The sequence below is a fragment of the Salinicola peritrichatus genome (assembly GCF_003206715.1).
Classification (GTDB): Bacteria; Pseudomonadota; Gammaproteobacteria; order Pseudomonadales; family Halomonadaceae; genus Salinicola; species Salinicola peritrichatus.
This window is the reverse complement of the sequence record NZ_PZJU01000002.1, coordinates 41,520-60,231: the sequence shown is the minus strand read 5'-3', so window position 1 is coordinate 60,231 and position 18,712 is coordinate 41,520. Positions and strand designations below refer to the sequence as shown.

Annotated in this window: 20 protein-coding genes, 4 tRNA genes and 2 pseudogenes; 17 read left to right on the top strand and 9 right to left on the bottom strand. The window is 61.5% G+C overall.

What is annotated here, in order from left to right; genetic code table 11:
- Positions 1–280 precede the first annotated feature (280 nt).
- Positions 281–1,231: a choline ABC transporter substrate-binding protein gene (locus tag DOM57_RS00455; protein WP_110647272.1), complete on the top strand. Its 951-nt coding sequence runs from the start codon at positions 281–283 to the stop codon at positions 1,229–1,231.
- Between the two features lie 104 nt (positions 1,232–1,335).
- Positions 1,336–1,412 (top strand) — tRNA-Met (locus DOM57_RS00450).
- Between the two features lie 68 nt (positions 1,413–1,480).
- Here the strand turns inward: DOM57_RS00450 and argE are convergent.
- The 3 genes and pseudogenes from argE to DOM57_RS00435 all read right to left on the bottom strand — a co-directional run bounded on the left by argE (position 1,481) and on the right by DOM57_RS00435 (position 4,819).
- Entirely contained in the window at positions 1,481–2,650 is a 1,170-nt protein-coding gene (argE, locus tag DOM57_RS00445; protein ID WP_110647271.1) for an acetylornithine deacetylase, read from the bottom strand.
- A complete protein-coding gene (locus tag DOM57_RS00440) occupies positions 2,641–3,408 on the bottom strand; it encodes a FadR/GntR family transcriptional regulator (protein ID WP_110647270.1) in 768 nt (255 codons plus the stop codon). Before DOM57_RS00440 ends, argE begins: the two co-directional genes overlap by 10 nt.
- Positions 3,405–4,819, bottom strand: a pseudogene (locus DOM57_RS00435) (YfcC family protein). Before DOM57_RS00435 ends, DOM57_RS00440 begins: the two are co-directional and overlap by 4 nt.
- Before the next feature lie 326 nt (positions 4,820–5,145).
- Between DOM57_RS00435 and DOM57_RS00430 the strand changes: the two are divergent.
- The 3 genes from DOM57_RS00430 (at position 5,146) to DOM57_RS00420 (ending at position 5,431) form a co-directional block, all read left to right on the top strand.
- Positions 5,146–5,221 (top strand) — tRNA-Asn (locus DOM57_RS00430).
- A 27-nt stretch (positions 5,222–5,248) separates the two neighbouring features.
- Positions 5,249–5,324 (top strand) — tRNA-Asn (locus tag DOM57_RS00425).
- A gap of 31 nt (positions 5,325–5,355) precedes the next feature.
- Positions 5,356–5,431, top strand: a tRNA-Asn gene (locus DOM57_RS00420).
- A 129-nt stretch (positions 5,432–5,560) separates the two neighbouring features.
- Here the strand turns inward: DOM57_RS00420 and DOM57_RS22655 are convergent.
- From DOM57_RS22655 to DOM57_RS00410, 3 genes and pseudogenes are all read right to left on the bottom strand, one after another.
- Positions 5,561–5,939 (bottom strand): annotated as a pseudogene (locus DOM57_RS22655) (IS30 family transposase); the annotation flags it as partial.
- Between the two features lie 40 nt (positions 5,940–5,979).
- Complete coding sequence (locus DOM57_RS22650; RefSeq protein WP_420820203.1) at positions 5,980–6,093, bottom strand: helix-turn-helix domain-containing protein; 114 nt, start codon at positions 6,091–6,093, stop codon at positions 5,980–5,982.
- Positions 6,094–6,183: 90 nt separating this feature from the next.
- The gene (locus tag DOM57_RS00410) at positions 6,184–6,993 is read right to left on the bottom strand and encodes a LysR family transcriptional regulator (RefSeq protein ID WP_239496060.1); all 810 of its coding nucleotides are present in this window, start codon (positions 6,991–6,993) and stop codon (positions 6,184–6,186) included.
- A gap of 726 nt (positions 6,994–7,719) precedes the next feature.
- Here DOM57_RS00410 and DOM57_RS22645 point away from each other — a divergent pair.
- The 5 genes from DOM57_RS22645 to paoC all read left to right on the top strand — a co-directional run bounded on the left by DOM57_RS22645 (position 7,720) and on the right by paoC (position 12,054).
- Positions 7,720–7,908, top strand: coding sequence for an SDR family NAD(P)-dependent oxidoreductase (locus DOM57_RS22645; protein WP_110647269.1), 189 nt, complete (start codon positions 7,720–7,722; stop codon positions 7,906–7,908).
- The gene (locus tag DOM57_RS00395) at positions 7,905–8,165 is read left to right on the top strand and encodes a Rossmann-fold NAD(P)-binding domain-containing protein (RefSeq protein WP_110647268.1); all 261 of its coding nucleotides are present in this window, start codon (positions 7,905–7,907) and stop codon (positions 8,163–8,165) included. Before DOM57_RS22645 ends, DOM57_RS00395 begins: the two co-directional genes overlap by 4 nt.
- A 122-nt stretch (positions 8,166–8,287) precedes the next feature.
- Positions 8,288–8,923: an aldehyde dehydrogenase iron-sulfur subunit PaoA gene (gene paoA / locus DOM57_RS00390; RefSeq protein ID WP_110647267.1), complete on the top strand. Its 636-nt coding sequence runs from the start codon at positions 8,288–8,290 to the stop codon at positions 8,921–8,923.
- Positions 8,920–9,870, top strand: a complete 951-nt coding sequence (locus tag DOM57_RS00385) for an FAD binding domain-containing protein (RefSeq protein ID WP_110647266.1) — start codon at positions 8,920–8,922, stop codon at positions 9,868–9,870. The genes paoA and DOM57_RS00385 overlap by 4 nt, the downstream gene beginning before the upstream one ends.
- A gap of 3 nt (positions 9,871–9,873) precedes the next feature.
- Entirely contained in the window at positions 9,874–12,054 is a 2,181-nt protein-coding gene (gene paoC, locus DOM57_RS00380) for an aldehyde oxidoreductase molybdenum-binding subunit PaoC (protein WP_110647265.1), read from the top strand.
- A gap of 146 nt (positions 12,055–12,200) precedes the next feature.
- Here paoC and DOM57_RS00375 read toward each other — a convergent pair whose 3' ends face one another.
- Complete coding sequence (locus DOM57_RS00375) at positions 12,201–12,545, bottom strand: winged helix-turn-helix transcriptional regulator (RefSeq protein ID WP_204352814.1); 345 nt, start codon at positions 12,543–12,545, stop codon at positions 12,201–12,203.
- Between the two features lie 268 nt (positions 12,546–12,813).
- Between DOM57_RS00375 and DOM57_RS00370 the strand changes: the two genes are divergently transcribed.
- Both DOM57_RS00370 and DOM57_RS00365 read left to right on the top strand, forming a co-directional pair.
- Entirely contained in the window at positions 12,814–13,734 is a 921-nt protein-coding gene (locus tag DOM57_RS00370; protein WP_162619398.1) for an NmrA family NAD(P)-binding protein, read from the top strand.
- Between the two features lies 1 nt (position 13,735).
- Complete coding sequence (locus DOM57_RS00365) at positions 13,736–14,503, top strand: SDR family NAD(P)-dependent oxidoreductase (protein ID WP_162619397.1); 768 nt, start codon at positions 13,736–13,738, stop codon at positions 14,501–14,503.
- Between the two features lie 128 nt (positions 14,504–14,631).
- On the opposite strand, the gene DOM57_RS00360 is transcribed toward DOM57_RS00365, so the two are convergent.
- Positions 14,632–14,892 carry an SDR family NAD(P)-dependent oxidoreductase gene (locus DOM57_RS00360; RefSeq protein ID WP_110647261.1) on the bottom strand — a complete coding sequence of 87 codons (261 nt, stop codon included), beginning with the start codon at positions 14,890–14,892 and terminating at the stop codon, positions 14,632–14,634.
- A 10-nt stretch (positions 14,893–14,902) separates the two neighbouring features.
- Between DOM57_RS00360 and DOM57_RS21670 the strand changes: the two genes are divergently transcribed.
- Positions 14,903–15,043 (top strand): hypothetical protein, encoded by a 141-nt coding sequence (locus DOM57_RS21670; RefSeq protein ID WP_162619396.1) that lies wholly within the window; start codon positions 14,903–14,905, stop codon positions 15,041–15,043.
- A gap of 102 nt (positions 15,044–15,145) precedes the next feature.
- Here DOM57_RS21670 and DOM57_RS00355 read toward each other — a convergent pair whose 3' ends face one another.
- On the bottom strand, positions 15,146–15,811 hold the full coding sequence (locus DOM57_RS00355) for a TetR/AcrR family transcriptional regulator (protein WP_110647260.1): 666 nt from the start codon (positions 15,809–15,811) through the stop codon (positions 15,146–15,148).
- A gap of 145 nt (positions 15,812–15,956) precedes the next feature.
- Here DOM57_RS00355 and DOM57_RS00350 point away from each other — a divergent pair, with 145 nt between their 5' ends.
- The 4 genes from DOM57_RS00350 to DOM57_RS22500 all read left to right on the top strand — a co-directional run bounded on the left by DOM57_RS00350 (position 15,957) and on the right by DOM57_RS22500 (position 18,583).
- A complete protein-coding gene (locus DOM57_RS00350; RefSeq protein ID WP_110647259.1) occupies positions 15,957–16,991 on the top strand; it encodes an NADP-dependent oxidoreductase in 1,035 nt (344 codons plus the stop codon).
- Positions 16,992–17,117: 126 nt separating this feature from the next.
- On the top strand, positions 17,118–18,134 hold the full coding sequence (locus DOM57_RS00345; RefSeq protein WP_110647258.1) for an aldo/keto reductase: 1,017 nt from the start codon (positions 17,118–17,120) through the stop codon (positions 18,132–18,134).
- 49 nt (positions 18,135–18,183) lie between these two features.
- The gene (locus DOM57_RS21955) at positions 18,184–18,366 is read left to right on the top strand and encodes a nuclear transport factor 2-like protein (RefSeq protein WP_204352813.1); all 183 of its coding nucleotides are present in this window, start codon (positions 18,184–18,186) and stop codon (positions 18,364–18,366) included.
- Complete coding sequence (locus DOM57_RS22500; protein ID WP_338056444.1) at positions 18,278–18,583, top strand: nuclear transport factor 2 family protein; 306 nt, start codon at positions 18,278–18,280, stop codon at positions 18,581–18,583. The genes DOM57_RS21955 and DOM57_RS22500 overlap by 89 nt, the downstream gene beginning before the upstream one ends.
- Positions 18,584–18,712 lie beyond the last annotated feature (129 nt).

Below are 18,712 nucleotides of genomic sequence, written 5' to 3'. Positions count from 1 at the left end.
AAATCAAGGAGCCGTTCGTATCACGGAGCTGTTCGTTAAGGACCGCGTCCTTCGATGCCGGTGCGTTCAACGCTCAAAGCGAGGCAAGGTATCCATTCCAGGCGGGAACAATTATGAGATTTTTTTATTGAACGGTCAATCAATAAAAAATAGAGTATGTTTGTCTGGAATGGAACGCTGGCGTTTCAATAATGGGCGGTTATCCATTCCTGGCGGCAGTCGGCTGCAAAAGGGTCAAGACGAACAACGACTGATAATCAACAACGGGAGTTCAAGCGAGATGAAACGTCATTATCTGATTCTGGGAACGATCGCCGGCGCCGGGCTGGCCGCTTCGAGTCTGGCGCAGGCGCAAGAGGTGCCGGAAAGCTGCCGGAGCGTGCACTTCGCCGAGGTCGGCTGGACCGATATTCAGGCGACCACCGCCATGGCGAGCGTGGTGCTCGATGGCCTGGGGTACGAGGCGAGTTCCGACACGGTCTCGGTGCCGGTCGCCTACGCAGGCATGACACAGGGCGATTTCGATGTCTTCCTGGGCAACTGGATGCCGTCGATGAAGTCGATCAGCGATCCCTACATCGATAAAGGGCAGGTCGATCGGCCGCGCGCCAATCTCGAGGGCGCCAAGTACACGCTGGCGGTGCCGCAGTACGTGATCGACGCCGGCGTCACTTCGGTAGCGGATCTCGACGCCCACGCCGACCAGTTCGGCCACAAACTGTTCGGCATCGAAGCGGGCAACGACGGCAACATGATCATTCAACAGATGATCGACGACGATGCCTTCGGCCTGGGCGACTGGGATCTGGTCGACTCCAGCGAAGCCGGGATGCTCGCCGAAGTGAAGGCACGTACCCAGAGCGACGAATGGATGGTCTTCCTGGGATGGGCGCCGCATCCGATGAACACGAACTTCGACATCGGCTATCTATCGGGCGCCGATGACTACTTCGGACCGGATTACGGCGGGGCGACCGTCTATACCAATACTCGTGCCGGCTACATGGAAGAGTGCGGTAACGTCGGCCAGCTGCTGCAGAACCTGAGCTTCACTCTCGATATGGAGAACGAAGTCATGGGTGCCATCATGGACGACGGCGAAGACGCCCAGGATGCCGCGCGTGACTGGCTGAAAGCGCACCCGGACACGCTGGATGCCTGGCTCGAAGGCGTGAATACCGCCGATGGCGAACCGGGTCTGCCGGCGGTGAAGCAGTCTCTCGGTCTTTAATCCATCAAACCATGTCTGCAGGCTTGTGATCGAGCGAGTCCGCAGGCATAATTCGCCCCCGTTGCGCTGGCGAGATTTCCGCCAGCGCCACCTTCCTTTCGGATGGCTACGTAGCTCAGCTGGTTAGAGCACATCACTCATAATGATGGGGTCCCCTGTTCGAATCAGGGCGTAGCCACCAACCGAATTCCTTACCCAATAGCTCGAAGAGCGGTGCTGCGCACCTGGAAGGGCGGCACTTCGCACTCTTCACTCTTCGTTTGCCGCCCGTTCCCCTAGTTTGCGCATAAACCGTGCGCCTTGTTCCAGCTGTTCCTGGCTGATGAATTCGTCCGGCTGGTGGGCCTGGCCGATGCTGCCCGGCCCGCAGATGATCGCTTCGATTCCCGCTTGCTGGAACTGACCGGCTTCGGTGGCGTAGGCCACGGCCTCGGGTTGCTGGGGGCCAAGCAGACGCTCGCACAGCGCGATCGCTTCCGCGTTGCCGCTTCCTGCCAGGCCCGGCACCGTCGGTGTCAACCGGATGGTTTCGATACCGAAGCGTGAATCGCGGGCCTGCAGTTCGGCCTCGAGCCGGTTGCTGAAAGCCGTGAATCGATCGAACACCGCCTCGAAGCCATCTTCCGGCAGGTGGCGGATTTCCCACTCGAAAGTGCACTCTCGCGCCATGATATTGATCGCGGTACCGCCATGGATGCGGCCGACGTGAAGACTGGAGTGCTCGACATTGAACGCCGGGTTGCAGCAACCGGCCTGGACCAGTTCGCTCATGATCTCCTCGATCTTGCTCACCAGGCGGGCGGCCACGTGGATCGCCGAGATGCCCTGGTTGACCTGGCTCGAATGCGACTCCACGCCATGTACCACGGTCTTCAGCGAGGTGATGCCTTTTTGTTGCGTCACCGCTCGCATCATCGTCGGTTCGCCGACGATCACCGCCGCCGGGCGGGGGCAGTCCGCCACCATCCGTTCGATCATCCGCGGCGCGCCCAGGCAGCCGATCTCCTCGTCATAGGAGAAGGCCAGCCAGATCGGCCGCGAGAGCTCCCGCCCGACCCAGTCGGGGACTTCGGCCAGGGCGCAGGCGATGAACCCCTTCATGTCGCAACTGCCTCGGCCGTAGAGCTTGCCGTCACGGGCGGTAAGGGTGAACGGGTCGGTGGTCCAGGGCTGGCCGTCGACGGGCACCACGTCGGTATGGCCGGACAGCACCACGCCGCCCTCGACGTTCGGCCCGATCCTCGCCAGCAGGTTGGCCTTGCTGCCGTCGTCGTTCGCGATGCGCTGACTCTCGATGCCATATTCGGCCAGGTACTCTTCGACGAACTCGATCAGCTTCAGGTTGGAATGGCGCGACACGGTATCGAAGCCGACCAGTTTGGCCAGCATCTCGGAGGCGGTCGGCAGTTTCATGGGCATTGGGATTCCTCGCTGTCATGGGTGGCGGAGCGTGCGGCAGCGCGGCTCGTGGCCAGGGCGGTCACCTCGGCCATGTAACGCTCGCCGGCCTCCATGTGTTCGTACATCAATCGTCCGGCGCGCTCGGCATTGCGCTCCCGGAACGCCTCGATCAGTTCCAGGTGGTAGTCGTGGCCATGGTAGTTGAGGTCGACCCCGGCCAGGGCTGGGTCGAGATGTTGGGCGGCCACGACCTTGAGCAACAGCCCGTTCAGGAACTCGACCAGGAAGCGCAGCAACGGGTTGGGGGAAACGGCAGCCAGCAGGTTGTGGAAATTGAGCTCATCCTCGCGTTCCGAGACGCCGCGCCCTTCGTGACGGTAGCTGCAGCAGCGATCCGCGGTGGCGGCCAGTTGGGCCAGGGTCCGCTCGTCCAGCAATGGCGTGACCTGACGGGCCAGGGCCGGCTCCAGCAGCTTGCGCAGCGCGTAGATGTCCGGCACCGACAGATCGCGGCTGAAGCAGAAGTTCCATAACAGTTCGTTGGCCGTTGCGGCACTCACTTCGGTGATGCTGGCCCCGCCTCCGGGGCCACTTCTGACCCGCACCAACCCTTGGGTCTCAAGAGATTTCAGTGCCTCCCTCAACGTCCATCTGCTGGTTTCCAGGCGAGCGGTCAGCGTCGCCTCGTTTTCCAGCCGGGCGCCGGGGGGAAGCTCGCCCGAAAGGATGCGCTGGCGCAGCCCCTCGGCGATCTGGTCGGAACGCTTGCGGCTCATGCCGGCCCCCAGCCGATCGCGACCGCAAACGCCAGCACTCCCCAACTGAGCAGGAAGGCCTTGAGCAACAAGGGAAAGAAAAAGCGTACCCAGCAGTCGTAAGGAACGCGGGCGATGGCCAGCATTGCCAGCGTGCCGCCCGAGGTCGGTACCACCAGGTTAGTCAGGCCATCGCCGACCTGGAAGGCCAGGATCGCGGTCTGCCGGGTCATGCCGATCAGATCCGACAGCGGAATCATGATCGGCATGGTGGCCATCGCCTGTCCGCTGCCGGAGGGAATGAAGATATTGATGATCGAATGCACCAGCGTCATCGCCAGGGTCGAGATCAGTACCGGCAGGCCGGCCAGTGGTTCGGCCAGGCCATGCACGATGGTATCGCCGATGGCGCCCTGTTCGGCAGTACCTGCAGCGCCCGGGCCAGACCCACCAGCAGCGCGCCGGTGGCCACCGAGGCCGCGCCTTCGAAGAAATACTGATTGATCTTCGCCGGCGAGAGTTTCGCCACCAGGCCGATGGCGATCGACATGGCCACGAATACGCCGGAAATCTCGTTGATGTACCAGCCATGGGCGAAAACGCCATACAGCATGATGCCGAGGCCGACGACGAAAGTGCCGATGACGCGCAGATCCGAGCCCGACAGGTGGTAGTCATGTAGCGGCTTGTTCAGGGCGGCATCCTGTTCGTCCGGTTCGAGCAGCGACGCCTTGGCGTCCGCGCGCAGGCGCTTCATGTAGCGGCTGGTGTGATGGGCCAGCAGTGCCAAGGCACCGAGGCACAACACGCTTCTCAGCCCGGCGCCGGAAAACATCGGCAACTGCGCGATCTGATCCGATACGCCCACGGTATAGACGTTGATCGGCGAGGTCGCGAAGCCGATGCCGACGCCACCCAGGGCGATCGCCGTGCCGACCAGCCGGTCGCCGCCCATGGCGAGCCCGAGGAGAACCGCGATCGGTATCAGGGCGATATTGTTCTCGTAGCCGACCGCAATGCCCAGCACGCCGAACACGAAAGTCATCAACCAGATCAGTAGTGCCGGTCGCTCGTGCCCCAGCTTCTTGACCAGAGTGCCGACCAGGTTCTCCAGTGCGCCGGTCGCCTCCATCACCCGGAACAGGCCGCCGCCAATGAAGACGATGAAGATGATGCTGGCGGCACCGATCATGCCGAGCGGAATGGCATGGAATATCTCCAATACTGACGGTGCAGCTTGATCGATGAAGTGGAAAGTACTGGGTATTACCGCGCTGCGGCCATTGACCTCGTGACGTTCGTAACTGCCGGCGGGGATAATCAGCGTCAGCGCCCATACCACGCAGAGCAGGCAGAAGATCAGGATGGCGGGGTGGGGAATACGTTGGTACCACGGTTTACGAGTAGCCGTGGTAGTGGCATGCGCTGTCATGCGCACCTCCTTGTCGATGACGTTGTTGTTGTTCACGGCCGAGGGGACCGCTGGCCCGGGTCGTCCTCGGGCGCCAAGTCGCTGCAAATTGTTATAATAAATTTCACGCTAAGGCGACCGGCTGGCCGTGTCAATGCCGTTCTGCCTACGTGGAGGACAGGGTCGCCAGGGCATGCTATGGCGCGTTCTGTCGAGGTGCCGGGAGCCGTTATGCAGCGTATTGATTGTGCAGGGGAAATGCATTCGGCGGTTTTGCGGATCCGACGGGGATTCGCTCTTGACGCAAACAGTCCAGCGCGTATACTACGCCGCGTGCTGAAGGATGGTCCCCGATAGCTCAGTTGGTAGAGCAAATGACTGTTAATCATTGGGTCGCAGGTTCGAGTCCTGCTCGGGGAGCCAACATTCATCAGCCGACGGTGAAACCGATCCCCGATAGCTCAGTTGGTAGAGCAAATGACTGTTAATCATTGGGTCGCAGGTTCGAGTCCTGCTCGGGGAGCCATCACCGCCTTCCATTGCCGTTGTCATATCGTTCCCCGATAGCTCAGTTGGTAGAGCAAATGACTGTTAATCATTGGGTCGCAGGTTCGAGTCCTGCTCGGGGAGCCATCGGCGTATGCCGAAAAATTTGTGTTTCATAAGTTGCAGTCTCTACATTCATTCAATTCACGATTGGATGAAATGCAGTTACGCGTATTTCTGCAACGGTGGCGGATATAGTTTCTGAGAGCAATACCGTCAATGCGTCGATGACGGAGCCTCATGGTACTTCGCCATCAGTTCGCTCATCATCTCAATGGGACACTTGAAGTCGAAGTGCTTTCGCGGCCGCATGTTCAGCTTAAAGCGCTATTTCATCGAGTTCCTTTTGGCTGTAGACCGATAGGTCCGTTCCCTTGGCAAGTACTGCCGTATGAGCCCATTGATATTTTCGTTGGCGCCTCTCTGCCATGGGCTGTGCGGATCACAAAAGTAGCTGGCGACACCGGTATTCTGGTTAATCTTGGCGTGTTGCGCCATCTCGCGCCCTTGGTCATATGTCCATGCTCTTCCGTGCGGCCAACGGCATGCGGTTCAACGCTGCGCTAAAGCCTTCCACGGCAGAGATGGTGGTTGCTGCGCCTTGGCCGGCAAACTGTCCGGCGGTCATGGCGACGCTATTGAGCGTGTGGCACGCGGTATCGGCCATCGGGCGATCGATTGCGGCGTATCTCTCGACTCATCGTCGGCGGAGACCGCTCGAGCAGAGCCGCCACCGTCCTGAGGCTCAAGCTTTGCTCGAGGCTGATCTGGATCGTCGCACGTTCTCCGATGCAGAGTTCAGAATATGACGTGGATACAATAACTTACCGATGATTTGGTCAGGTGTTGCACTCAGAATTGGCGGCCAAGCAGTCTTGGTAGCGCAACCGATCAATGACTAGCCGAAGGCCAGAACTGACTTGGCGCCGGCCGGAAAAAAACAGATGATAGCCATCGAACTTCGGGCACCAATCCGCAAGAATTCGACGCAAGCTGCCGTCTTGAAGATCCATGATGACTTCTGGCTCCGTGACAAATGCAATACCATGCCCCGCTTTACAGGCTTCGAGACAAATATCGCTTTCACTGAAAATAAAAGAGCCGGAAACTTTTTTCACGATCTGCTCCCCATTCTTCTCGAATTCCCAATCGTAAGGCGCGGCATGGGGGCTGAAACGAAGCGCAAGACAATCATGGGCGTTGAGGTCGACGGGGTGTTCGGGAACGCCATGCTTTTTAAAGTATTCCGGTGTCGCGACGGCTGCAATGCGTAACGGTGGCCCTACCTTGACCGCGATCATGTCAGGTCCGACGAATTCTCCCAAACGTACGCCAGCATCGAAGCGATCCTCGGCCAGGTCCGAGAGGCGCCCATCGAGGTTCAACTCGATTCGTACTTCGGGATAGTCCTTGACGATTTGGGACAGTACCGGCATGAAGCTCGTTCGAGCAGCCGGCTTGCTAGCCGTCAGCCTCACGAGACCTTGAGGAGCGTCGCCGAGTAAACGCAACTCCTCGATTCGTGCTTGTATCTGGCCAAATCCGGGACGCAACGCCGCGAGCAGCTTTTCCCCCGCATCGGTGACCGTTACCCGCCGTGACGTGCGGTTCAGCAGTCGTAGGCCAACGGACACTTCCAGTCGCCGAATGATGTGACTGACTGCTGATTGTGAGATACCCAGCCGGACTGTCGCACGTGAAGTTCTTTTCCTCCGCCACCGCCACGAAGGCGGCCAAGTCTCCTAGCTCTTCCCGTTGCATCGATTATCTCCGATAGATCCATTACTGAGTTTACGCTGATACACCGGCTTTGGAATCACTTATCCATGCACTGTATTCATTAATACAATGATTCCAGACGGGTTGTTGTCTTTGACGACCGGCCTATTATTCAATCTCACCGATTGATCGATATCTGCTGGCGGAATTCAACCAGCAATCCGAATCGTCAAGAGACCACTACGACCCCAGTAAACACGATAACGGCGGGCCATATGCAGGCCAGTGCGTGGGGTGCCGTCGCGGCGATGGCGCTTCTGGGCTCTGGCCACTGCCGTCATCATGCGTCTGGTTTCTGAGGAGCGCTTAGTGCGTGCGTTGGCACTCATGTATACCGGACAAGCTACGGCCGCCGCTTTCGCTGCGTCCATCGGAAGCTGTTTGGGTGGGTCACCGGTTGACGGGGCGTATCACACAGGACGCGTCCGAGGGCATGACGCCGGTAGCCGTGCTGGATGATCACCCATTGCGGGTAGTGTGCTGGCCGTCTGGTTCGCGCAAACCCCAGCGTAGACCAGACCCCACGGGTCGCCGCATCCCAGTGGGTTAGCGCGATATCTCCCATTTAGCTATAGAATAAGAGCATTCTATGACCATTGTATCCGGTAACGTGGCGGTCGACAGGTGCCGCCAGTGGCATCGGATTAGCCGCAGCCAAGCGGCTGGCCGGTATGGGGATGCGGGTCTGCCTGCTTGACAAGGCGCCGAATGTGATCGATCTCGCTCGGCAACTGGGCGAAGGCTGCGAAGGCTTCATCATGGACATGAGTAATCCGTGGACATGAGTAATCATGCGGGCGTCGATGCGTTGGCGGAAACTATCCGTTCACGCATCGGTCCGATCTTCGTATTGATGAACAACGCCGGAATTATCGGTGGGTGCGATGCGCTGCCGAATCCTACACTCTGGGATGATGTCATCGGGGTGCGCTCTCGCGTTGGTATGCCGATTTCGCGCCAGCATTCGATGCTTTCATGCAAGGCGAAGTTCGGTGATTCGGAAATGGGGTATGTCGAAGACATGCATGAACAAAGTTCATGACTACCATTATCTCAGCCATGGTTCTCATCTTTACAGATGATATTAGTCTGTAATGACAGCGATAAGGATCACCGTGCTACCCATAAAAATTCAACGACATCGCGTACGACAGGATCTAGCTTATGAGCCCTCCCATTCGATTCGAGATGCGTCGACGAACCTTCCTGGTGGGAACCGCCAGTGCCGTCGTTGCCGCCAATATTCCCTGGCGCGCCAGCGCCCAGCCGACCTCGCTCGCGGGGCCGGACCGCTCCACCTTCACGCTCGTCGTCAACGGCGAGACGCGCGAGCTGGCGGTGGACAACCGCACCACGCTGCTCGACGCGCTGCGCGAACACCTTGAGCTGACCGGCACCAAGAAGGGCTGCGACCATGGCCAGTGTGGCGCCTGCACGGTCCACGTCAACGGCGAGCGCATCAATTCCTGCCTGAGTCTCGCGGTGATGCATCAGGGCGACGAGGTGACCACCATCGAAGGTCTCGGAACGCCCCAGCAGCTCGACCCGATGCAGCAGGCGTTCTTCGATCACGACGGCTTCCAGTGCGGCTACTGCACCCCCGGGCAGATCTGTTCGGCCAAGGCCGTGCTGCAGGAGATCCGCGACAACGTGCCAAGCCATGTGACGAAGGATTTGACGGCGCGGATCGAGGCTACCGACGAGGAGATTCGCGAGCGCATGTCGGGCAACATCTGCCGCTGCGGCGCCTATGCCAACATCCTCGAAGCGATCCACCAGGCGGCGGGGGAACAGGCATGAGAGCGTTTTCCTACGAACGGGCCAGCGAGCCGGCGCAGGCCGCCTCGCGCGCGGCCGAGATTCCCGGCGCCAAGTTCATCGCCGGTGGGACCAATCTGCTCGACCTGATGAAACTCGAGATCGAGACGCCGATGCACCTGATCGATGTCAGTGGCACGGGGCTCGACGGCATCACCGCAACCGAAGACGGGGGCCTGCGCATCGGCGCGCTGGTCAGCAATACCGATCTGGCGGCCAACGAGCGGGTACGGCGCGACTACGGCGTGCTGACGCGGGCGCTAATGTCCGGCGCCTCCGGGCAATTGCGCAACAAGGCGACCACTGCTGGCAACCTGCTGCAGCGCACCCGCTGCCCGTATTTCTACGACACCGCGATGCCGTGCAACAAGCGCTCTCCGGGGGCCGGCTGTGCAGCCTTGGGGCAGGGCGCGTTCTCGCGTCAGCTCGGCATCATCGGCACGTCGGACGCCTGCATCGCCACGCATCCTTCCGACATGGCGGTGGCGCTACGCGTGCTGGATGCCGAGGTGGAAACGATCACGCCCTCCGGTGCCTCGCGCACGATTCCGCTGGACGAGTTCTATCGGCTGCCGGGCGATACGCCGGATGTCGAGACGGTTCTGATGCCCGGCGAGTTCATTACCGCGGTGACGTTGCCGCCGCCGGTCGGCGGGCGGCAGGCGTACCACAAGGTGCGCGATCGCGCCTCCTACGCCTTCGCCCTGGTTTCGGTGGCGCTGGTGCGCCAGGCCGATGGCAGCGGGCGTGTCGCCCTGGGGGGCGTGGCACCACAGCCGTGGCGTCGGGCTGCCGCCGATGCCGCGCTGCCCGATGGGGCCAACGCGGTGATGTCGCGCCTTCTGGATGGTGCCAGCCCGACCGAAGAGAACGCTTTCAAGATCCGTCTGGCCGAGCGCACGCTCGCCGGCATGCTGGCCGAGGGGTGATCCATGGACTTCAATCAACCGGCAGACCAGAACCTTTTCGACCGTGCCACGGTCGTCGGCAAGCCGCATGCGCGGATCGACGGCCTGCTCAAGGTAACCGGCACGGCGCCCTATGCCTATGAACGGCACGATGTGATCGCGGGCCAGCTCTACGGCTATCCCGTCGGCTCGGCCATTGCGAAGGGGCGTATCGTGGCCATCGATACCGAAGCCGCACGTGGCGCGCCCGGCGTGCGTAGTGTCGTCACCACGCTGGACATAGAGCCGCTCGGCATCTGGGACTACAACGTCGCCCGGCTGTTCGGCGGCGATGTGGTCGAGCACTACCAGCAGGCGATCGCCGTGGTTGTTGCCGAGACCTTCGAACAGGCGCGCGCCGCCGCGGCGCTGATCGAGACCACCTACGAGCGCGATGACATTGATGTCGACCTCGAGGCCGGCTGGCAGCGCCTGCAAGGCACTGGTGAGCCCTCGACCCAGGTCGGCGACGTCGACGCGGCGTTCGAGAGCGCCGCTGTCACGCTCGACGAGATGTACCATACGCCATCGCAGAGTCACGCCATGATGGAGCCCCACGCCTCGATCGTCGACTGGGCCGACGGCGGTCAGATGACCGTCTGGACCTCGAACCAGATGATCGAGTGGAATCGCCAGTCGCTGGCGACCACCTTCGGCATCGAGCCCGACCGCATCCGCGTAGAAAGTCCATACATCGGCGGGGGCTTCGGCGGCAAGCTGTGGCTGCGCGCCGATGCGGTGCTCGCCGCGATCGGCTCGCGGGCCGTCGGGGCGCCGGTCAAGCTGGCGCTGCCGCGACCGTTCATGATCAACAACACCACGCACCGCTCCGCCACGATCCAGCGCATCCGGCTGGCGGCGGGTGCCGACGGCAAGCTGACGGCGATCGATCACGAGGCCGCGTCTCATACGTTGCCGGGCGGACGCGGGGAGAACGCCACCGCACAGACGCCTTACTTCTACGCCGCGCCCAACCGCCGCGTGATTCACCACCTGGTCGAGATGCATCTGCCGGAAGCCTCGGACATGCGCGCGCCAGGCGAGGCGTCGGGGCTGATGGCACTGGAGATTGCCATGGACGAGATGGCGGAGAAGCTCGAGATGGATCCGGTCGAGTTCCGTGTTCTCAATGACACCCAGGTCAATCCGAGCGATCCGTCGATCCCGTTCTCCGAACGCCACTTCGTCGAGTGTCTGCGAGAGGGGGCGGAGCGCTTTGGCTGGGCCGACCGCAACCCGACGCCGGGCGGGCGCCGCGAGGGCATGTGGCTGATCGGTCACGGCATGGCGGGCGCCTATCGCGGCCACTTGAACCTGAAGTCCGGCGCGCGAGCCACGCTCTCCAACGGTCGGGTGGTGATCGAGACCGACATGACCGACATCGGCACCGGCTCCTACACCATCCTTGCGCAGACGGCGGCGGAGACGATGGGGCTACCGTTGGGCCGAGTCGAGGTGCGCCTGGGCAACAGCGCCTGGCCGGTCTCTTCCGGCTCCGGTGGGCAGTTCGGCGCCGCCAGCTCGACCGCCGGCGTCTACGCGGCCTGCGTGGCGCTGCGCCAGCAGATCGCCGAGCGTCTGGGTGTCGAGGATCCCGAGTTCCGTGACGGCAACGTCATCGCCGGCGATGACGTCACGCCGCTCGCCGCGATCAGCGAAGAGTTGAGTGCCGAGGACTCGATCAACTTCGGTGGCTTCCAGACCGAGGAGTACCTGATGGCGACCTTCGGCGCACACTTCGTCGAGGTCGGCGTACACGTCGCCACCGGCGAGACGCGTGTGCGGCGGATGCTGGCGGTGTGCGATTCCGGGCGCATCCTCAACCCGATCACCGCGCGCAGCCAGGTGATCGGCGGCATGGTGATGGGGACCGGTGCGGCGCTGTCGGAGGAGCTGGCAGTCGATCTCGAGCACGGCTTCTTCGTCAATCACGACCTGGCCGGCTATGAGGTCGCGGTGCACGCCGATATCCCGCGCCAGGAAGTCGTCTTCCTCGATACCGTCGACGGCGTGGCGACGCCGCTCAAGGCCAAGGGCGTCGGCGAACTGGGGCTCTGCGGCGTGGCGGCGGCGATCGCCAACGCGGCCTACAACGCTACCGGCATCCGCGTGCGCGATTATCCGATCACGCTGGATCGTATGATCGATCGGCTGCCGCCAGTCTGATCCCGTCTGTCGGCAGAGCCGGCAGACACGGTAACGCGCAGGCGGGGTGAATCGCCACTGGATCCGATGGACCTCGGTAGCACAGGGGACATGTCGGAAGACATGTCCCCTGGTCGACGTTGTCGCGCGTTATCGATATCACGGACTCAAGATTCAGAGCTCGGTGCCTTGGCATCGTAACGAGCCTGTGCCGCTTCGATCTGCGCCAGGTGACGGAAGGCCCATAGACCGAGCGTCTGAATCGGTTCTGCGAGCGAATGCCCCAATTCGGTCAGTGCGTAGTCGACCCGGGGCGGGATCGACGGCGTGACCGTTCGTGTGACGAGTCCATCCCGCTCTAGGTTGCGCAGCGTGCGCGTCAGCATCCGCTGCGAAATGCCGTCGACGCCGTGCTTCAACTCGCTGAAACGCCGTGGCTGTTCCCGCAGCAGCATGACGACGAGTACGCTCCACTTCCCGGCGATGCTCGAGAGCACTCGCGAGACGCGCATGCAGTCATCCATCCGGTGAACAACGGGCTCTGTTTCTTCCATGTGACCTCGGTATCAAGATTGTGCCGTCTTGCGGCGCCTGGTGAAGGATCCATACTGTACCGAGTTACCAAGAGGAACCAAGTGCCGATGCGGAACATCGACTTGGTGCGAGCGGTCCTTGGAGTGTCGAACTTGCCTCCCGGCCAACAAGACCATGGCTTCGTTGGCCACCGGTCGCCGGCGATCTGCGCCGCCTCCAGTGAATGTCACCAAGATGAGGTCGAACATGAGCGAAATGAGCAAGGTTGCCGTGTTGGCGGGTGCGACGGGGAATCTGGGATCCTTGATCGCGCAGGCGCTGCTGGACAAGCCCGGGGTGCAACTGCGACTCCTCGTGCGCCCCCAAAGTGTTACCAAGGTCGCGGCACTGCGTGAGCGCGGCGTGGAGGTCGTGGAAATCGATCTGGATCGCCAGGATCAGGATGAACTCCTGAACGAGGCGATGCACGGTGCTTTCGTCGTAATTTCGGCGCTACAGGGCGGTCCCGACGTCATGATCGACGCGCAGCGCCGTCTTCTCGAGGCTGCTCGTCGGGCCGGCGTGCGGCGCTTCATCCCCTCTTATTTTTCCTACAACATCTTCGGTCTGGGGGAGGGCGAGAACCTCAACTCGGATATCCTGCGCACCTTCGCGCGTGTCGCCGACGAGGCCCGGGGCGACGTGGAGGTCGTCCAGATCCAGATCGGTGCCTTCCTCGATCGCAGGATCCTGTTCGGTTTTCTCGGCGCCTTCGATCTCGACGCCAGGCAGGCCTTCCTGTGGGGTGACGGCACGGCCGAGATGGATTTCACCACTTATGCTGATACCGCCCGCTTCACGGCCGAGGCGGCCGTCGACGAGGAGGCCCTGCCGAGCGTCTTGGCATTCGCCGGCGATACCCTGGACTTTCATCAACTCGTGAAGGCCTATGAGGGCGCTTCGGGGCACTCCGTGACCGTCAGCAGGATGGGCACGCTGGCCGACCTCGACGACGAGATCCAGCGACGCCGGCAGACCGAACCCGACAACCTGTTCGACTGGCTGCCGCTCATGTACTGGCGCGCGATGCTCTCGGGGAAGGCCAAGCTCCATGCGATTGCCAACGACCGGTATCCACACATCGAGCCGGTCACGGTTGCCGACTATGTTCGAAACGAGGGACTGTGACATGAGCGAGACCATTAACCTTGACAAGGCACGCTATCCGGATCTCGGCGATCGCCGCGTCGTCATCGCGGGCGGTACGGGCGATGTGGGCGAGGGCGTCGTCCGCGCCTGGCTGAAGACCGGCGCGCATGTGATCGTGCCGTCACGTACCGAAGACAAGATCGAGCGATTCCGCCAGGTGCTGTCCGACATCGGCAAACCCGAGAATCTGAGTTTCGTGACCGGCCGTTACACCGGTTTCGAAGCGGCTCGAGCCACGGCCGAGCAAATCATCGCCGAATACGGCGCGGTCACGGATGTCGTGGCCTCGATCGGTGGCTGGTGGCAAGGCGAGTCGCTGTGGGAGATCACGGAAGACGATTGGCAACGCTATTTCGTCGATATGAGTACCGCCCATGTCTCCACGGCCCGGGCCTGGGTGCCGCATCTGCCGCCACACGGCAGTTACCAGTTGATCCTTGGCGGCAGTGCGGTCGAGCCCGTGCCCGGTGCGTCGATCATCAACATGCAGCAAGCGGCGCTGCTGATGATGCGCCACGTTCTGTCGGCCGAGCTCGGCGACCGGACCCGCGTCGCCGCCCAGGTGCTGGGGCCGGTCGTTACTCGGGCACGCCGACGCTACGAGCCCGACTGGGTGTCCAATCGGGAAGTGGGGCTGGTTACGACCGGCATCGCCGCCGACCCCGCCGCGACGGACAAGGATTACGTCTCCTACGATAAGACGCAGATGCTCGAGACCTTGCAAAAGCTGGGGGTATATCCGAATTGAGCACGATGTTGAGCCAAGGGCAGACAAATCCGACGGGCCATAGGCAGTAGCCCCTGCGGTTATCAGGTGGTGGCGGACCGAATCTTCAAGGCATCCGAGCGCACGGCATCGAGGGCCGTGCAATCCGGCTATGCATTCGCCGAACATCGACAGATGTCGGAACTCATGCCGATGCTCGACAGGGTGATAATGTGGCCGCTGCGCTGGTCGCGTAGAAATGGCAGCGCCGCCTGGATGACGGAGAGCGTCCCGAAGACGTTGGTATCGAAGTTCGCCTGGGCCTCGACGAGGTCGATCTCCTCGACCGCGCTCATGTAGCCGTAGCCGGCGTTGTATAGGATCGCGTCGAGGCGGCCGAAGTGCTGGTAGACGCAAGAATCCATCGCCATCGATCGGTTGATGCACTCGACCGAGGCGCTGCGTGCGCGCAAGAGCGCCCTCTACGTCGAGATGGAGCGGATTCTGGGGGAGGCGATGGACGAGCTATGGCCGGCGCCGCAGCGATCTCGAGGCGTCATCCGTCCAACTGCCCAAGCTTGAATGGCGGGCCGATACCCGACCGTATCCGAGGACTGATCCGCGGGTAGGGTGCAGTCTCCCGACGTACCGCCAGCAACCGTCGTTACGACGGTTGCTGCGCACTCATGCGTCCGCGGCCGGATCGGTGCGGGCATCCCACCCCAGCATCGCGACCCGGGCCACATCTTCCAGCTCGGCGCGATCCGCCCCATCGCGCGCCAGGATGGACATGCCGTTCTGCACGGTCTGCACGAAGCGGGCAAGCGCATGGATATCGACCGAAGTCGGGATCTCTCCATTCGTCATGGCCTGACGCAGTCGGATCTCCAAGTGGTCCAATGTGGCGGCACGCGCTGATCGCACCTGCTCGCCCAATTCCGAATGCCCCTCGCTGCCGACTGAGGAGAGCGTCACCATGCAACCGAGAGGCATGTCGCCGAGACACCCCGTCAAGGCGGCGGCGGAGTCCATCAGCAGGGATCTGACGGCCTCGCGGGCCGTGTCCGCAGCAAAGAACTTGTCCCAGACAAGCGCCTCGTAATGCTTGCGGTAATGGTGCAACGCCTCCGCGTAGAGCGCGTCCTTGGAGCCGAAGGCCGCGTACAGACTGGGTGGACCGATCCCCATTGCCTCCGTGAGGTCGGCGATGGAGGTCGCCTCATAGCCTTTGGACCAGAACAGCTGGGTCGCCCGCGCCAGAGCCGCTTCGCGGTCAAAGGCGCGGGGACGGCCGCGGCCGCGCGCCGATGTCTTCTTGTCGACTTTTATCGGTTGCTTTGATTTCTGCATCGTTCGCTACAAAAATTATTGATCCATCTCGGAAGCATGTTAAGCTATTTATGTATCGATCGCTAATTAATAATACGATTCTGAGTGAGTGGCTCATTGGCGGTCACGCGATGTCCCCGAACATCGAACCACTGAAGGAAAAGAAATGGCAAAGACGTCGAACCGTCAGATCCTGTTGGCGGCCCGCCCCAACGGCATGGCCAAACTGAGTGATTTCGAACTGGTGGAAAAGCGAATCCCCTCGCCCAAAGACGGTGAGGTCCTGTTTCGCAACACGCTGGTCTCGGTTGATCCTTATCAGCGCAACCTGATGGGCAACGGCTCATCCGAGCTGCCGCCGATCGACGTCGGCACGCCGATGTCAGGGCCGACCGTGGCCATTGTCGAGGAGAGTCGGAATCCTGCGTTCGCGGTGGGCGACCATGTTCAGACTTGGTCGGGCTGGCAGGAGCACGCAGTGTCCGATGGGTCGGATCTGAGAAAGCTCGATCCAAATGTGGCACCGATATCGACAGCCTTGAGTGTGCTGGGACACACAGGGCTTACCGCCTGGGTCGGCATGACCAAGTTCATGAACCCGAAACCTGGCGGTACGCTGGTCGTTACCGCGGCGGCGGGGGCGGTCGGCTCGCTCGCGGCGCAGATCGGCAAGCAGCGCGGGCTGCGCGTCGTCGGGATTGCCGGCGGGCCCGACAAGGCCGCCTATCTCAAGGTCGAGCTCGGCCTCGACGCGACCGTCGACTATAAGGCCGACGATTTCGAAGAGCAGCTCAGTCGCGCTCTGCCCAACGGCATCGACGCATTCTACGACAATGTTGGTGATTACATGTTCGAGGCGGTCATGAACGCTTTCAACGAGAGGGCGCAGATCGTCATCGGCGGGACGATCGCGGGCTATAGCGACACGACCATGCCAAAACGGTCGGACCATCTGCCGCGTCTGCTCAATCTGTTCCTCTATCGGTTCCTGCAGGTCCAGGGATTTTCGGTCACCAACCATCTGGACTGCTATCCCGACTTCCTCGCCGAGGTGGCGCCGTGGGTTGCCGACGGTAAAGTCAAATACAGTGAAGAATTTGTGGACGGGTTCGAGAAGATTCCTTCGACTTTCTTCAGGCTGTTCGACGGCAGCCATCGCGGCAAGCTGATCGTCAGGCTCGGGGACGCCCACGACCAATGAGAGGCGGCTCCAGTTCTCGATACCGGGCGGCTACCGTTTGAACGCGTCCACTTCAAGGGCTGCAAGCATAGGCCAGCAGCCCTTCCAGGAACGGGGCGCCTATCCATTGGGAAGAGAGGACGCGACATGCGGATGCGAAGGCTCGGCGAGAGCGGATTGTTTGTATCGGAACTGTGCTTCGGCGCGATGACCTTCGGCGGGTCCGAGGGCATATGGGGCCAGGTCGGAAAACTCGGGCAGGACGAGGCCGATGCACTGGTGAAGGCCGCGCTCGATGCGGGCATCAACTTCATCGACACGGCGAACATCTATGCCGCCGGTCGGAGCGAGGAAATTCTCGGCCAATCGCTCAGGAATCTGGGCGTTGCGCGAGACGATGTCGTGATCGCTACCAAGGTCGCGGCACCCATGGGCGAGGATCAGAACAGGCGTGGTGCCTCGCGGCGGCATATTCTCAGTCAGTGCCGCGCCAGCATGGCGCGGCTCGGCCTGGGCTATATCGATCTCTATCAGATCCACGAATTCGATCCCGCGACGCCGATCGAGGAAACGCTGGAAGCGCTCGACACGCTCGTTCGGGCAGGCGACGTTCGCTATGTCGGCCTTTCGAACTGGGCCGCCTGGCAGATCATGAAGGCGCTTGGCATCGGGCGCGCGCGAAACCTGGCGCCGATCATCTCGCTGCAAGCCTATTACACGCTCGTGGGTCGCGATATCGAACGCGAGATCATGCCGATGCTTGCCTCCGAATGCGTCGGCCTCATGGTGTGGAGCCCGCTGGCGGGCGGCTATCTGACCGGCAAATATGCGGATGACGGCGACAGCGTTGGCGGCCGGCGGACGGAGCTGGATTTTCCGCCGATCGACCGGTCGCGCGGTTCGGTGCTGATCCCGGTCCTGAGAGACGTCGCGCAAAAGCATGGTTGCAGTCCGGCGCAGGTTTCCATCGCCTGGCTGCTGAAGCAATCGGCCGTGTCGAGCGTCATCATCGGCGCGAAGCGTGTCGAGCAGTTGGCTGAAAACGTTCGAGCGACCGAGGTGCAACTGGATGACAGTGACATGACCGAGCTCGACGCCGTCAGCCAACTGCCTATCGAATATCCGGGGTGGCTTTTGAACCGACCCAGTGATCGGAATCCTTAGGTCTTTCTTGTGTGCCCATGCAGCATCCGACATTGAAAGAGGACGCCAGATGAGCATTCAGGACAACAAGCGCATGGTCGAAACGTTCTGCGGCCACTTCGAACGATCCGCCATCGACCAGGTGCTTGCCATGATGAGCGAGGATGCCACCTGGTGGGTCAATGGCAAGCCGCACCTGTTCGCCGATGCGGGAACCCGGACCAAAACGGAAATGGCCCAGGCTTGGCATTGACCTTTACGCCTCGCTGCAAGGCGGGCTGAAGATGGAGGTCGTCGGCATGATCGCGGAAGACGATCGCGTGGCGGCTGAAATTCGCTCTTATGCCACTACCAAAACTGGAAAGATTTACGAGAACGACTATCACATGATTTTCAGGATTCGAGCTGGAAAAATCGCCGAAGTGAAGGAGTATACCGACCTCATGCATGCAACTGAAATTTTCGGTTGACTGTGTGTCCGGTACAACCAGCGGTTCTCCTCGATATTTCACAACTCATGCTGAAAATCGTGTTCAGTTACGGCCCATTGAAGAGAACAGTGGGAGGGGATGAAGCGATTGTACAGGTCTCATGATATA